General features: G+C 40.0%; 15 protein-coding genes. 6 read left to right on the top strand and 9 right to left on the bottom strand.

The features are described 5' to 3' along the window. The first annotated feature begins 38 nt into the window (after positions 1-38). Positions 39-986, top strand: coding sequence for a sodium-dependent bicarbonate transport family permease (locus A7968_RS07995; protein WP_064666060.1), 948 nt, complete (start codon positions 39-41; stop codon positions 984-986). A gap of 43 nt (positions 987-1,029) precedes the next feature. On the opposite strand, the gene A7968_RS07990 is transcribed toward A7968_RS07995, so the two are convergent. From A7968_RS07990 to A7968_RS07980, 3 genes are all read right to left on the bottom strand, one after another. Further along, positions 1,030-3,945 (bottom strand): UvrD-helicase domain-containing protein, encoded by a 2,916-nt coding sequence (locus A7968_RS07990; protein ID WP_064666059.1) that lies wholly within the window; start codon positions 3,943-3,945, stop codon positions 1,030-1,032. Between the two features lie 82 nt (positions 3,946-4,027). Further along, positions 4,028-4,543 (bottom strand): M23 family metallopeptidase, encoded by a 516-nt coding sequence (locus A7968_RS07985; RefSeq protein WP_064666058.1) that lies wholly within the window; start codon positions 4,541-4,543, stop codon positions 4,028-4,030. Positions 4,544-4,590: 47 nt separating this feature from the next. Further along, entirely contained in the window at positions 4,591-5,508 is a 918-nt protein-coding gene (locus A7968_RS07980) for a Gfo/Idh/MocA family protein (protein WP_084448104.1), read from the bottom strand. A gap of 304 nt (positions 5,509-5,812) precedes the next feature. Here A7968_RS07980 and A7968_RS07975 point away from each other — a divergent pair, with 304 nt between their 5' ends. After that, positions 5,813-6,982: an MFS transporter gene (locus A7968_RS07975; protein WP_064666057.1), complete on the top strand. Its 1,170-nt coding sequence runs from the start codon at positions 5,813-5,815 to the stop codon at positions 6,980-6,982. A 74-nt stretch (positions 6,983-7,056) separates the two neighbouring features. Here the strand turns inward: A7968_RS07975 and A7968_RS07970 are convergent, their stop codons facing one another. Then, positions 7,057-7,464 (bottom strand): hypothetical protein, encoded by a 408-nt coding sequence (locus A7968_RS07970; protein ID WP_064666056.1) that lies wholly within the window; start codon positions 7,462-7,464, stop codon positions 7,057-7,059. A 298-nt stretch (positions 7,465-7,762) separates the two neighbouring features. Here A7968_RS07970 and A7968_RS07965 point away from each other — a divergent pair, with 298 nt between their 5' ends. Then, the gene (locus tag A7968_RS07965; protein WP_064666055.1) at positions 7,763-8,551 is read left to right on the top strand and encodes a hypothetical protein; all 789 of its coding nucleotides are present in this window, start codon (positions 7,763-7,765) and stop codon (positions 8,549-8,551) included. Positions 8,552-8,725: 174 nt separating this feature from the next. Then, on the top strand, positions 8,726-8,902 hold the full coding sequence (locus A7968_RS23115) for a DUF6435 family protein (RefSeq protein WP_157586687.1): 177 nt from the start codon (positions 8,726-8,728) through the stop codon (positions 8,900-8,902). 130 nt (positions 8,903-9,032) lie between these two features. Here A7968_RS23115 and lepB read toward each other — a convergent pair whose 3' ends face one another. Then, positions 9,033-9,680: a signal peptidase I gene (gene lepB / locus A7968_RS07960; RefSeq protein ID WP_084448102.1), complete on the bottom strand. Its 648-nt coding sequence runs from the start codon at positions 9,678-9,680 to the stop codon at positions 9,033-9,035. Positions 9,681-9,870: 190 nt separating this feature from the next. Here lepB and A7968_RS07955 point away from each other — a divergent pair, with 190 nt between their 5' ends. Together A7968_RS07955 and A7968_RS07950 are read left to right on the top strand one after the other, a co-directional pair. Beyond that, positions 9,871-10,569 carry a flagellar brake domain-containing protein gene (locus A7968_RS07955; protein WP_064666053.1) on the top strand — a complete coding sequence of 233 codons (699 nt, stop codon included), beginning with the start codon at positions 9,871-9,873 and terminating at the stop codon, positions 10,567-10,569. Between the two features lie 13 nt (positions 10,570-10,582). Beyond that, positions 10,583-11,041, top strand: a complete 459-nt coding sequence (locus tag A7968_RS07950; protein WP_064666328.1) for a GNAT family N-acetyltransferase — start codon at positions 10,583-10,585, stop codon at positions 11,039-11,041. Between the two features lie 77 nt (positions 11,042-11,118). Here the strand turns inward: A7968_RS07950 and A7968_RS07945 are convergent, their stop codons facing one another. From A7968_RS07945 to aceK, 4 genes are all read right to left on the bottom strand, one after another. After that, positions 11,119-11,373, bottom strand: coding sequence for a DUF2999 family protein (locus A7968_RS07945; protein WP_064666052.1), 255 nt, complete (start codon positions 11,371-11,373; stop codon positions 11,119-11,121). A gap of 63 nt (positions 11,374-11,436) precedes the next feature. Beyond that, positions 11,437-12,399: a zinc-binding dehydrogenase gene (locus A7968_RS07940; protein ID WP_064666051.1), complete on the bottom strand. Its 963-nt coding sequence runs from the start codon at positions 12,397-12,399 to the stop codon at positions 11,437-11,439. A gap of 27 nt (positions 12,400-12,426) precedes the next feature. After that, positions 12,427-12,819 carry a hypothetical protein gene (locus A7968_RS07935; RefSeq protein WP_064666050.1) on the bottom strand — a complete coding sequence of 131 codons (393 nt, stop codon included), beginning with the start codon at positions 12,817-12,819 and terminating at the stop codon, positions 12,427-12,429. An 83-nt stretch (positions 12,820-12,902) separates the two neighbouring features. Beyond that, positions 12,903-14,693 (bottom strand): bifunctional isocitrate dehydrogenase kinase/phosphatase, encoded by a 1,791-nt coding sequence (gene aceK, locus A7968_RS07930; protein WP_064666049.1) that lies wholly within the window; start codon positions 14,691-14,693, stop codon positions 12,903-12,905. Positions 14,694-14,739: the final 46 nt, after the last annotated feature.

Raw genomic sequence — 14,739 nt, 5'->3', positions numbered from 1 at the left:
ACTACAATAGCGCCACTTCAAATACAAAGGGGAAAAGTGTGCCAGATATTGTTGTGATGTTTTTTGTTTTAGGCTTAGTTGCTGGGATATTGCGATCTGATTTAAAAATACCGCAAGCGACCTACGAAACGCTCAGTTTGTTGTTAATGCTAACAATTGGTTTAAAAGGCGGCATGGTTTTACATGGTAATCTGAGTTGGCAGTTGCTACCAGAAATGGGCACCGTAATGTTGTTGGGCGCGTTTATTCCGTTAATGCTTTATCCTGTTTTAAAATACTTAGTAAAACTCTCCGTCGCCAATAGCGCAAGTATTGCAGCGCACTACGGCTCGGTAAGTGCAGGGACATTTGCCGTTGCATTAGCGTATGCAGAATCGTCTCAGCTGCGCGTTGGTGCAGAGGTCACACTTTATTTAGTGATGCTAGAATTACCGGCAATCATTGTAGGGTTATTACTTTACAGACGCCTTAATAGAGAAAATAACAACACAGGCACGCTTTCATTAAAAACACTCTGGCATGAGACGCTAACCAATAAAAGCATCATTCTGTTAGTCGGTGGCGTTATTATCGGCATGCTTTACGGCACACAACAAGGCAGCCAAGTCACCAACCTACTGACTAGCAGCTTTAAAGTCGTACTGGCGTTATTTTTACTGGAAATGGGATTAACGGCAGCCAAAACACTGCGCCCTCTTCCTTGGCATCACTGGCGGGTTGCATTATTTGCTTTAGTCACACCGCTGTTGTTAGGAATGATTGGAGTCACTGTCGGCACAGCCTTACAGCTCGAGCTTGGATCTGTAGTGGTGCTAGCAAGCTTAGTAGCCAGTGCCTCCTATATAGCCGCCCCTGCTGCTATTAAAGCTGCCATCCCAAAAGCGGATATAGGCTTAGCAATGCTTAGCTCACTTGGTATTACCTTCGCATTTAACGTCACGGTAGGGATTGGTTTATATCACCAATTGGCAGTTGCAATGCAATAAATTACTTAATAATCATTTTAAGGGGCTCATACAAAGAGCCCGCTTAAACCTGCTCTGGCCATTTAATTGCTGTAGTGTCTTTACCATTTTTACAGCTGAGTGGATCATTACCTTTAAAATTTTTGCACCCCCAAAACTGCCCTTTTTTGCTATTACGCAATACCATTTCAGCGCCACATTTATCACACAGAGGCTGCATGTGATTACACGACTCATTAACGCACAATTTAAATCCAGCATGGCGGCTGCGGGTCATTGGGCTTTGGCATTGCTGACAAGGCTTCTCTTTATGTTCGCAACGGGGAAATAACGAACAACTGAAAAATAGCCCAAAGCGCCCCGTTTGCTCTTTTAATACCCCGGTATCGCAGCGCATACAATTAATTTCACTGCTATGCGTTTGCGCTATGTCAGTGTTAAATTCATTAAGCTCTACATCATATTCGGCTATTAGCTCTGTTACAAAACTGCTTGCATTAGCCATATCTGCAATTATGTAGGCCCGCTTTTTAGCGCGGCTCAGTGCGACGTAAAATAACCGTCGCTCCTCAGCAAATGGAAAACTTTCTTGCTCAGGCAGTAATGCATCAATAATGGCGGGCGTTACTTTTTCACAGGGGAAACCATGTTTCCCTTTTTGCAAGCCGATGATCACCACATATTCAGCCTCTTTGCCTTTGGCTGCATGAAAGGTCTGCGACTGAATTTTTAACAGCGGATATTTCGCTTGCATGGCGTTAATATCTGTATGGGTTGGCAGTTGAAACCAAAAACGTGCCAAAAAATACACCGTCGTGGGTTTACACACTGTGCCGCTAATTGCATTAAGCACATCATCTATCGCGCCATTAGCAAGCTCAGGTAGCTCGCTGTGATAATGATTTAAAGTAGTCGGCGCTTTGCCGCGTCTTAATATTGATACCGCAGGCTGCGTTACTTGAGTTAAAGACGTGATGGTTTTATTAAGTTGCGCAGGATTTTTACTAATAAATGCTGAAGCAACCTCGGCTATTTTATTATTGAAACGAAAAGTAGTGTCCAATTGCGCTTCGGTGGTAAAACCAAAATACGTTTTAAACTCAGTGGTTAACTTTATATCCGCACCACTAAAGCGGTAAATAGCTTGCCAATCATCACCCACAGCAAATACCGAACACCCTTTACGGCTATCACGCAGGGCTTTAACTAATCGCGCTCTAGAGTGTGAAATATCCTGAAACTCATCAACCATAATATAGCGCCAAGGAGAGACAAATTGGCCTGACTCAACATAGCCAATTGCTTTGCTGATCATATCTTCAAAATCAATTTCACCGCACTGTTGCAAGTAAGCGTTGTAGTTAAATATAATTGGTTTTAATAGCGCCAACGCTTGCGTTGTTTGCTTGGCATCAAGGGATCGTTTAATAACATCAACTTCATCGGCATCAGTTAAATAAGCCGCCTTATATAAACTAAGCAATTGACTAAATAACGCAGCTAATACGGTGATCCTGCCAGTTTCTTTTAAGCTTTCGAGCAGTGATTCTACGGGCAATATCTGCGTTTGTATGTTCGCACTTAAAAGCGCTTGTTCAAGTTCACTTAACAACTTGCCTTGTTTATGTTGCCCATAAGTCAAAGCTATACAGTGAGTGTTATTACTGGCATGAGTGGTATTTTTCCAATCAATTGCGCCATGGTATTGCGCTTTATCAATGTAAGGCGCCGTATTGCCAGCTTCATCAATGCCGTAATATTCAATGTAAATGTCGTACTCAGGTAAGTAAAAATCAGGCTTATATTGGCTGCGTTCAATGGTTTTTACGGCAATTTTATAAGGCGCTTCGTAGTGATAATCTATACCGTGATAAAACAGCCAATTAGCAATATATAACTCACCAAAGCTTTTTACCTTGTCGCCCTTTAGACTACGGATATCGTTATCGTTTAAATAACTGTAGTAATCACCTAAGGTTTTAAAATCAAACTCATTTTTTTCGACGTAATAATATTTACTAAAATAATCCAGCACTAGAGTGCGATAACGCTCGTTGTTATCAATCAGTGACTCAAAACATTGTTGCACCCATTTAGCTTTTGCTTGTTCATCTTGGGCAAGCACACTCATGCTGGGTTTGCCATGTTCAACTTTAGCAATAATCGCAAGACCAATGCTGTGAAAGGTTGCAGCCTTTATTTTATCACTGGCGAGTTTATTTTTAATCCTTTCATCAATTTCATCAGCTGCTTTTCGGCCATAAGCTAACAATAAAATATCACTGTATTGTGCTTGCTGACTTGTGACTAAATAACCTGCTCGGCCAATCATTACACTGGTTTTGCCGGTACCCGCCCCAGCTAACAATAAGTTGTTGTCGTCATCAATAATACACGCTTGCCTTTGACTGAGTGTTAAAGGATTAGTCTCGACCGCATCAAAAAAACGGGCATGTAATTTAAGTTGTTTAGTAAGGTAGCGCTGTTGTAGGTGGATGGTGAGTTGTTCATGCCAATTAGCATATTGTTCAAGTAAGGTTATTTTATTAGCAACTAAGTGAAGTGCTGGGCTTTGTTTTATCCAAGGTAACCAGCGTTTATATTCTGCAAGTGCAGCTTGCTTTAAACTGGCCACATGAGATTGACGTAAATATCGCAACTCAACAAACTGCGATATTTTAGTCAATACTGCATTAAGTTTAGTCATATTTGCGTGTAGCCAATGTTGCTCACAGTTCGTTTTAATTCGTCGGTGAGTGCCATATGCTCGCATCAAAAATGTATAGTTTTGCTCAGCTGTGGCAAAGCGAATAGTTTGCCCGAAAACCCCATAAGAGAAAGATAATGGCGCCAACAATTCATGCCAACCGATAGTAGTAATTGAATTAGCTTGTCGAATAACAAGCGTATGCTGATCAAACGCTAAGCGTGCTTTGCTCGCAAACACCCGACCAAACAGGCTAACTGGAATAGAATTCATTACTGCTGAATTCCTTAATAAAATTAATTACCTGTATTTTAAAGCAAGCAACTCAATAAATCTGAAAATAACGCTATTTATTTTACAACCCGCGCAATTTTTCATGGGGATTTAAAAAAAACATCTTTTTCCAGCCTTGGCTTTGTGTGGTCATTAACCATGGGTATGGCAATAAAGATAAAATAGAGTAATGTACATGAGGTTGCTTACCGGCTGCATTCCCCGTGTTTCCTAAGCTACCAATCACCTCATTACTAAACACTATGCTACCGGCATGAACAGAGTAACTTTCTAAATGGGCAAAATAATGAAACCGCCATTTAGGGCCAAGTACAGCCACTACTTTCCCACCACGGTTAAGTTCACCCGCGTAAACAACAATGCCAGTGACGGATGACACAACCGGTGTGTGTTTTTTACCAAAAATATCGATGCCTTTATGCACACCTGATTTACCCCAAGGGCCGTACCAAAAGGTATTGTGATGCCAATCATTTGCTGTAGCACCTTTGACTGGGATCACTATTTTTTCAGGTATGAGTAGCCCAATAGTCAGTACTATAATCAGTGTAAATCCTAAGTATTTCATTACTTTCATAACAGCTTCCTTGTAATCGTTTCAGAGTAAAATAGCTTACTAGTGTTTTATACGCGTGTAACCAGCCACTCACACAGCTCATGCGTTAAGCTATCTTTTTTAAGCTGTAATTGATCAACTTGCTGTGCTTTAACGGCTCTTAACCATGCCTCTAGCATTGACTCAAAACCCCGTTTATAAAGCGTTGCTTGCCAATCGTTTGGCATTGCGCCCTGCTGCATTCCATTAACCATAATGGTCATATTAGTTAGTGATTCAATCCGCCACTTTTCATTCAAACCGGTTATTTCAACAACTTCCTCATTGCAGCCACTTAATCTATCCATAGCACCTTGAAATAACCGCCCCTCAAACTCAAAGCTAATATGTATGGCTGCCAATAAGCCTTGTGGATCTAATTGTGAAAACACCTGTAACTGGTTAAGTTGATCAAAACGCTCTACATTTGCAAAATGGCATAAACTATCAACCACATGAATGAAGTCATCAAAAATAAAGGTGCGCGGCTGTGCTGGTAAATTTAAGCGGTTTTTTTGCCATTTAAGATGGCGTATTTGTGGCTTTGCAATATCGGCCATACTTGGTAAAAAGCGGCGATTAAAGCCTAAAAATAATGGCGTATTCTGTTTAGTCGCCAACTCAATAAGCTCACTCACTTCACTAAAGCTATACGCTAGTGGCTTATCTACAAACGTGGCAATTTTTTGTTCAAGCGCTTGCTTCGCAAATGTAAAGTGCGACTCGGTATTCGTGTGGATCATCACCCCATCTGGTTTGCACGCCAGTACTTGCTGGTAATCTGTAAAATATTTTTCGACTCGATACTGCTTTGCCAATTGCGTTAATGTTGTGAGGTTTCGTGTACAAAAAATAGGATCGATCTGCGCATGTTGCGTGGCAATAGGTAAATAGGCTTTTTGTGCTATATCACCAAGTCCTACTAAAGCAATTTTCAGCTGACTCATTTTCTGCTGTCCTTACTAGATAAAGAAAACCAAAATACAGCATATCAAGTTATTATTTAGATTGATAAAACAACTACAAATTTTAAACAATTTAGCTAAGAAAATGATACTAAAAAGACGTAAATAGCCGGTTATTTTACCTAACAGATCGTTCTAAATAAAATGTTGGGTAAATATGCAAATATAACTTTACTTGTGCTCAAAATCGGATTAAATTCGCCGCAAAATTAACCAACCAAAAATAATTGCCAGCCATTAAAACACCTCCAAGCAATTATTTATGCCCTTTTAATCGGATATTTTAATGGTTGAACACGCTGGCGATCATAAACCAAATAACCCACTTGCTCCTGTCATTGGCTTGTCTTTTTTTGCTATCGCATCAGGCTTTTTAATGAGCCTAATACCACTGTCATTGAGCGCCTTTGAGCTTGATAATGAACTTGCCTCTTGGCTGGCCAGTGTGTTTTATCTTGGCTTATTAATGGGTGCTTTTTTTATTGAGCGTATTGTTGCCAAAATAGGCCACCGTCATGCATTTCTTGCATTTTTGGGGTTATTAATTTTCAGCGTTGCAGCACAGCTAATTTTACCTAAAGCCAGTGTGTGGCTTTTAGCTCGCTTTGTGGCAGGTATTGCCGTGGCCGGCGTATTTGTGGTTGTTGAATCTTGGTTACTAATGACCGACACAGCCAAAGCGCGGGCAAAACGATTAGGCCTGTATATGACATCCCTATATGGCGGCAGTGCAGTTGGTCAACTGGCTATTGATCCGCTTGGCACCAGTGGCGCAGTCCCTTATTTGTTTGTCATTGCTCTATTATTTTTAGCCATGTTAGCACCGCTGTTGATTAAATCTGGGCAACCGCAGAGTCAACACTCGCAAAAGTTACAATTAACTGAGTTAAAAAAGCTCAGTCGCCCAGCAATTTTAGGCTGCTTAGTGTCAGGATTAGTACTTGGCCCAATTTACGGTTTAATGCCGGTGTATATTGCAGCCCAAAGTGAGCAAGCCGCTTTTACTGGCACCTTGATGGCGGTGATTATTTTAGGCGGCATGGTAGTACAACCGCTGGTGAGTTATTTATCAACACGAATGGCAAAAAGCTTATTAATGGCACTATTTTGTTTATTTGGCGCGATGGGCGTTGTTGGCATTATGCACGCAGTGCACTTCAACGTATTAATGGCCAGTTATTTTATTCTAGGGGCTGCAAGCTTTGCACTTTACCCGATTGCCATCACCTTAGCGTGTGATGCATTGCCAATTGAAAAAATCGTCTCAGCAACGGAAATCATGTTACTGAGTTACAGCTTTGGCTCGGTCTTTGGGCCGTTGCTTGCTGCCAATTTATTTGCTTCAGCTAACGGTATTATGTTGTATTTAGGCGGCTGTTTATTCACCACCTGTATTTATATGCTGCTCAAAAGTCTTAAAGGCATTTCCACGGACAATACCCCAGTGGCTGGATAATCCAAAAACAAAAACCCCATACTGATATACCCAGTATGGGGTTTTCTAAAATACTTTGCTTTTATAACAACTATCTATAAAGAAAGGTTTTCTTTAGCACGCGACAAGTTATGAGAAACCATTGCGCTCTCTGCTATTTGTGTTGCTTCATAGAAGTCAGAAAGACCAGCCGCATCATTGTTTGCCATCATACGAGAAACACCGCGGTTGCTTAAGGCAAATGAAGTTAGCTCACGAACTTTCATTCTTGGCCCATCACTTTGCTTTAACAATGCAATTGCTTTTGTACATACTGCTTCAGCTTGCTCGTAATTTTTTGACTTCACATTGAGTGCACAGCTATTAAATGACTCTTCTAATTGCAACGGAGCAGTCTCTTGCTCGATAACCATTAATTTGTAATCACTCTGATCAGCCATAACAGCCGCTGAGCAAGTAAATAATGAGCAAAGAGCAATGGTTTTGATAAGTGTACGTTTCATGATTATATTCCTATTTGGTGATTTACCTAAGTTGTGTCGTATTTATTGCCGACAATTAAACTTTAGTGCGTTGGGGCAATCTCGACAAACGATAAAAATAAACCTAATAGGTGAATAAAATTAACTCATAGACTTTAGTCTAATACCATTTAGTGAGTAATTAATATGAATATGACTGACATCAGTTAATATTTTCAAAGTGGCGTTTTTGTTACCAAATTGATAACTTGTGAATTTACATATACACTCACCTGTGCCTAACTCTTGTGCACTTTAATGTACTTATTCGGAAGTGATCATGCTGCCAAAATTCTTAGCTATTACATTGTCGGTGTTAATATTGTTCAACCTGACAGCCTGTGGTTCTGGCTCTACAAGTAATAAACCTGAGCAATCAACACAACCTGATACGACTCCTGTCGATAATAGTGCAATCGCTGATTACCGGGTGATTATTTATGGTAACAGCCACAGTGCGCAATTAGGCGTAATGCTTAAAACACTTGTCACTAGTCAGCTGCCAAACAGTACAATAGAAACAGTAACAATAAGTGGTCGATTTTTAGATGAGATTGTCGCCGTGACTGGAAATTTAGAACAATTACAGCAAAACAGTTGGAGCCACGCTATATTTCAAGGACAAAAATATTCCCAATCAGGAACCGTTGATTACCCTACAGATGCAACCCGGCGTTTAATCGCCACTGCCAAGGCAAACAATATCATGCCTATTTTATTCCCTGAGCACCCGCAACGTGGCAATCCTGCTGAAGCTGATCGTGTCTATAATTTACATCAATCGATTAGCCAACAAGAGTTCAGTTGTGTTGCACCTGTAGGTCTGGTTTGGAATCGTGTATTAGCCGCAATGCCAACAGCTAAGTTGTACAATGCTGATGGAAATCATGCCTCTTATGTAGGTAATATGCTGACCGCCATGACCTTTTATGAAGTTATCACTGGTGAATTAGCCGATGCAATCCCCTTTACTTCGGCTCTTGAATTAGAGCAACAACAACACGCTCTGTTTGGGCAAATTGTTACTCAAGTACTCGCTGAACATCCCGCTTGTCCTACCCCGGAATAAACACTAGTTTGAAAAGTACAGAGCAAAATGAGTTAAAGTAATACATATTTACTTCTTAGCTTTGTATTATTTGCCAGGTAAGTAATGATGTTTTATTTATTGCAGCCTATACTAATCGATTAGTGTGCATGTTACATATTAGCTTACATACATTTAAAAATACAAGTGACAATAATGTTTTCATTTTTTAAAAAAGACCCACTGAAACAACTTAATAAACAATACAGTGCCAAACTTGAACAAGCCATGATCTCACAACGAAATGGCGATATTAAAGGCTACTCACAACTCACCTTTGAAGCAGAGCAAATACTCGATAAAATTAAAGTCATTGAAAGTAAAATATCTTAAATACAGAACCTTATCAGTGTCACTTGTTTTTGATAACAACACGTCATTGCGGTGCTGTTATCAAGCATGCACAATAGAAAACTTTAAAACAATAAAGTAAATATGCCTGCATGTATTTCTACTTTAGTAATCAAAGTGCTTTTAAAACCCGATCTTTACGGGGTAAATAATAATCATCGTAATCAAGGGACACGATAACCCGCTTTGCTCTACCAAGTAATTCAGCTCTGGGGACTAAACCAATTACTCTAGAGTCAGCGCTATTATCACGGTTATCGCCCATTGCTAGATACATGTTTTCAGGAATGATAACAGGTGCAAAATTTTGCATTGCAGAGCGCTGTTTAGACAATTTAACTGCGTGCTTTATACCATGAAGATTCTCTATCTCTACGCGATTTATAGCGGTTTCACTCACTGGATCATAATTTAATTTTTCACCATTGATCACTAACTGATTATCGACCAAAGCTACGCTGTCACCGGGTACACCTACAACCCGTTTTATCAACCGATTTTGCGCTGCAACAGAATCAAATACAATAATATCGCCTGCTTGCGGCTCTGCAAGTTTCAACAATGAAATTTTCGTAAACGGCACGCGTAAATCGTAGGCCATTTTATCGGTAAAAATGCGGTCCCCTTCGACAATCGTTGGCTTCATTGAGCCTGTAGGCACTTCATACCAGTCGGCTACTGCGCTTCTAAACACACACATAAGCGAAATAAATACGATTAGGGAGCGGTTATTTTTCCATATTTTATACAGGTATTTCATTGTATTGATCCATTTAATTTAGTAGTTCTAGATAGACAAAAACCTAAGCAATCCGTTCAGTTAACTTTGTAACAAAGTATGTCTTTGTGCTACTTAAAATAAACAGTTAATACCACTCGTTTGTCGTAGTGATTTTTAATCTATTTTAAAGGATACTATTTGGAAACAAATAATAATTACTACAAAATATATGGAAATTACGCAAGCCAAAGCAACACTCGATAGCAAAGCCAAATTTTGTTTAGACCTCTTACCAGGCAAAATAATTGATATTCAATTTACTAACCCATTAACAGTCAGGTTTAAATTAACCTTAATTGGCTATGAGGCAGGAAAATACTTAATTTTAAAGTACCCTCCTCAAGCAAAAAACAATCAATATAGCGATGTATTAAAAGAAGGTAATGGCGCGATAGTACGTTACATTGTTGAAGGTGAACGAGGTGAATGTGTGGCATTTTCAACCACCATTTTGGCCATTGCCGTTCGACCGGAAAAATTAATCTACCTAACTTACCCTAAACAGATTGAAAGCCGGCAACTGCGTGAAGTAAGCAGATTACAAACCCACATTCCAGCCAAAATTAGTATTAACAAAGATCAAAATTATGATAGCGAAAACCTACTGCAAGGAATAATAATTGATATTTCTACCACTGGCTGTCGCTTTACCGTACATGTTAACTCGGGGTTCTTAGCTCTTAAAAAACGCCAAGTATTCGTTCACTTATTATCCCCTATCGACAACGAGTCTGTAGTGATCAGCGCTCATGTGCGTAATAACCAAATGCAGGGTAACCGCTTAAATGTAGGAATTGAATTTGCAGAGTCAGAGCAGCAAAAAATGCATAACTTACTGGCCGCATATGCAATTGATATTGGCCAATGAGTCCCCGATTAATATGAAGTTAATTTATCCTATAGAGAATCATCTAGTAACAATGATGGATTGGTTTTCTAGTGAACAAGAACTAAGCAATTGGTCGGGTCCAAATTTCAGGTATCCATTTAATTTATATTCGTTTACTGAAGATCTCAACATGAGTTCGCTAAGTTCATTTGTGCTTATATCAAATGAGTCCGAATTTTTAGCATTTGGGAAATTTTATCAGCGTTTAGATAAATGCCACTTAGGTCGATTGGTAGTGAATCCTCAGTTTCGCGGTAAAGGGATAGCAGCAATACTTATGTCTCATTTATGTGAGCGAGGACGACAAGAGTTAAAACTAAAAGAGTATTCCTTGTTTGTTTTAGCACATAATGAAAGTGCTATAAAATCGTATCAGAAATTTGGTTTCTCATTTGCTAACTATCCCGATGAAATACCATTAGCCAATTGCGTATACATGGTTAAATCATAATTTCAGATTTACCACTTAAATTAGCTGCCAGCTCTACTTCTACTACAAACCAGAACTGACAGCTTACAAATCAACGCTTATTGATTTTTATACTGCTGTTTGGCTTTTTCAAGCTCGCCATCAGTGATACCTAAAGATGCTGCGGCTTCTTTAATTAACTGTGGCTGAGTCATTACCAAGCCCATTAACGCTTGCAGCTTCTCTGGTGGAATACCAAGTTGCTGTACGAGGGCCATTGCCATCATTGGGTTTTGTGTAAACGCTTGAAAAAGCTCATGCACTTTTTCGTCGCTAACGTTATGTTCTTTCAGTGTTGCTATAATTGGGTTCATGTTCTTGCCTTACATCGCTTTTTTAGTTACCTACTGTTATATGGGCAAACATCGATTTTTAAACTACTCGACCAATAATACGACTTTCCCAGCATTTTCGTTGCGCTCTAATATTTCATGCGCCTGCATAGCTTGTTGCCACGGTAACGTTTTATAAATATTAAAATCAAAGCGTTGATTGGCAATATCATCATAAAACATGGCGACAAATTCATCACGCAGTTGGCGCTTGAATGCTTGGCTGCGGTTACGCAGTGTTGAAGCATGAAAGGAAATACGCTTTTGTAATAAACGCGCAAAGTCCACTTCTGCAAAACGGCCATCTAAAAATGCTAACATTATGATTTGACAATCCATTGCGGCAATTTCAGCATTTTTATTTAAATAACGCCCAGCAACAGGATCAACAATGACATTGGCTGTTAACTGATGATGTTGCATATATTCGACAAAATCTGTGGTTTTATAATTAATAACGTGATCAGCACCGAGTTCTTTAGCATGTTGGCATTTTTCATCACTGCCAGCGGTGATCACCACCGTTGCACCAACACGTTTAGCCATTTGAATAGCCGCACCGCCTACGCCACTGGCACCGGCGTGAATAAGTGCTGTTTGCCCTTGCTGCAAATTGCCAAGCTGAAATAGTGCGCCAAAGGCAGTTAAATAGACTTCACTAATTGCCGCACCTTGCGCCATAGTGAGACTCTCGGGTAACGGCATCAGTTGGCTTGCATCAACAGCCACATATTCGCTATACGCACCGCCTGAACACAAGGTAAACACCGCTTGATTAAGCCAGTCATTATCTACCTCAGCCCCAAGCGCTACCACAGTTCCTGCGCACTCTAACCCTAAAATTGGGCTATCGCCTTTAGGTGCAGGGTACTTACCTTGGCGCTGCATGCAATCGGCACGATTAACTCCTACCGCCGCCACTTTCACTAACACTTCATGAGGCTGTAATTGTGGTTTGTCTGTTTCGCTTAGGCTCAATTGCTGGTCGTGATGAGATATAAATTGCATTGTCGCTCCTTGGTTGGTTGACTAAATTTAATCGATTTTACGCCATACTTCGGCTTCAACTAACTTACCATTTTCAGTTAAAGAATGATGCCACAAATTGCCCTCAATTTTGTAATCAAAGGCCATGGTTTTACCAAGTAATGAAGGGATATTGCCATACGCAAATGTTTCAACAAACTGTTGGTTTTTAAGTGTGTATTTGCCGCCACCAGCATAATGAAATTCACCATTTTTTTGCGTAATGTAGTTAAAGTGATTGGCGGTAATTAATTTAATTGACGTAAGCTCAGGTGCTTTGGCTGCAACAAAGCCACCATCAACAGCATATTTCCCTTCTACAAACTCCCAACTACCTAACAATGGATTAGCCGATGCAAGCGGTGAGGCAAGTAATAAGCTAGTTAAAATCAGTGTTTTCATGAAATATCCTGTTCTGTCTTTTTATAGTGTTTTATCAATTGTACCTGTTACTTTATTAAACACGTATCAGACTTGTGGCTAATTTATCCAAATCGCCAACTTTGTTTGTAAGGATAAACATCATAAATGTAGCCTGCATTAATTTGCGTTTGGCATTGCTGCCAAAACTCAGGACTGAATAAGTCGTTATGCTGCTCACAAAAATAGTTAAATGCGCGCTGATCCGCACTAAAAAACACCTTAAATTGACTCGGGAATACGTCATTTTCAGCAACATCGAAATAGCTTTCATTACTGAGTTCATCAAAGCTATTTTCACTACTGGGTAATTGCCTAAACTGACACTGGGTGAGCGGGCAAATTTCATCATAGTCATAAAAGACCACGCGCCCCCAGCGGGTGACGCCAAAATTTTTCATCAACATATCGCCGGGGAAAATATTCGCCCCCGCTAAGTCTTTAATTGCTTGACCATAATCATGCATTACCTTGCTCAGTTGGTTATCATCACACTGATTAATATATAAATTAAGCGGGGTCATTTTACGCTCCACATACACATGCTTAAGCACTAATGCTTTGTTAGCAATCGACATACAACTGGGAATATTAGCGTGCATTTGTGTTAAAAGTTCATCGCTAAAGCGGCTTAAATCAAACGCCAAATAGCGGAACTCATGAGTGTCGACCAAACGCCCTACTCTGTCGGCTTGTTTAACAAAGTCATACTTCGCCATCACCTGTGCTTTGGTGGCTGTTTTTGGCGCATTAAACTTATCTTTTATCACTTTATAGACATAATCAGAGCCTGGTGTGGTAAATACCAGCATCACCATACCAGGCGTACCTGGGGCGGTAATATACTTATCTTCAATTGGGCTATTTTTTGTAGTATCTACCTTGTAGCGATAGAACTCGGTTTTGGCATGCTTAATAAAGCCAATAGCGTTAAATAATTCAAAGCGTTGTTTATGAGGCATCAGTACAGATAAGTAATCAACATACCGCGCAGGTTGATCGGTATCAACCATAAAGTAAGTACGAGCAAAACCAAATAATAAACTGAGTTGATCCGCTCCCATCATTACAGCGTCTAACTTTAAGCCTTCATCAGTATTTAAAATAGCGATCGCAAAAGGCATATTATCGCCGTTTTTAGCAATGCAGCGACCAATCAGATAACAAGCTTTATTTCTAAAAAACAGCGAATTAGCGTATTCAATATACCCGTCATTCAAATTCATTAATTCATACACTTGGCGGCACTGCTGCTTCGCACCTAACTTGAGCGTAGCTTGTAAATTATCAATATCTTTCACTAGATTGGTAAATTTAACTCGAAAAGCTTGGCGGTAAATAAGTTGCTGCACCGCGTGTGTAAAGCCATTTTGTAAGGAAATGCGGCTTACTAAATTATCGAAAGGCCTTGGCTTTGCCCGATATTTGGCTTTGAGTACAAATAAATGCACAGTACGAATTTTTTTATCGTCCCAAATCGAGCCAAAAGTCGAATTAAAGAAAGTGTGCGCAATCGGCTGGTTTTCGTGCTCAGCAACCATCTGCCCATAAATGTGTTTTGCTCGTTGCCAAAGTAGCGGCTCGTGAAGCTCTTGAAAAGCAATGATCCGCACGGCTTCACTGACACTTTTAACTTGTCGTTCGTAGACTTGTAATCGCTCACGCATTGCTGATTGCACGCCTTGCCATTGCTGTTGCTCAAAGCGACTTTGCGCACCTAAAGTGATATTTAAAAATTCTGCGAACATGGCTTCAAAACCTGCAAATACCGCACGTGCTAATTTAGTCGCAATCACTTGCTGTAGCGCGTTTTCTGGCTCATTTAATAACGGGTTTTGCGGCTCTAATTCAGGCATATTTTTATCACTTATGGCGACTATTTATCATTATAGGTTTACACAC

Origin of the sequence: Pseudoalteromonas prydzensis, assembly GCF_001661495.1 — a bacterium.
In the GTDB taxonomy this organism is placed as follows: Bacteria; Pseudomonadota; Gammaproteobacteria; order Enterobacterales; family Alteromonadaceae; genus Pseudoalteromonas; species Pseudoalteromonas prydzensis.
Note: the sequence above shows the minus strand (reverse complement) of the source record. Positions and strands in the feature narration are given on the sequence as shown.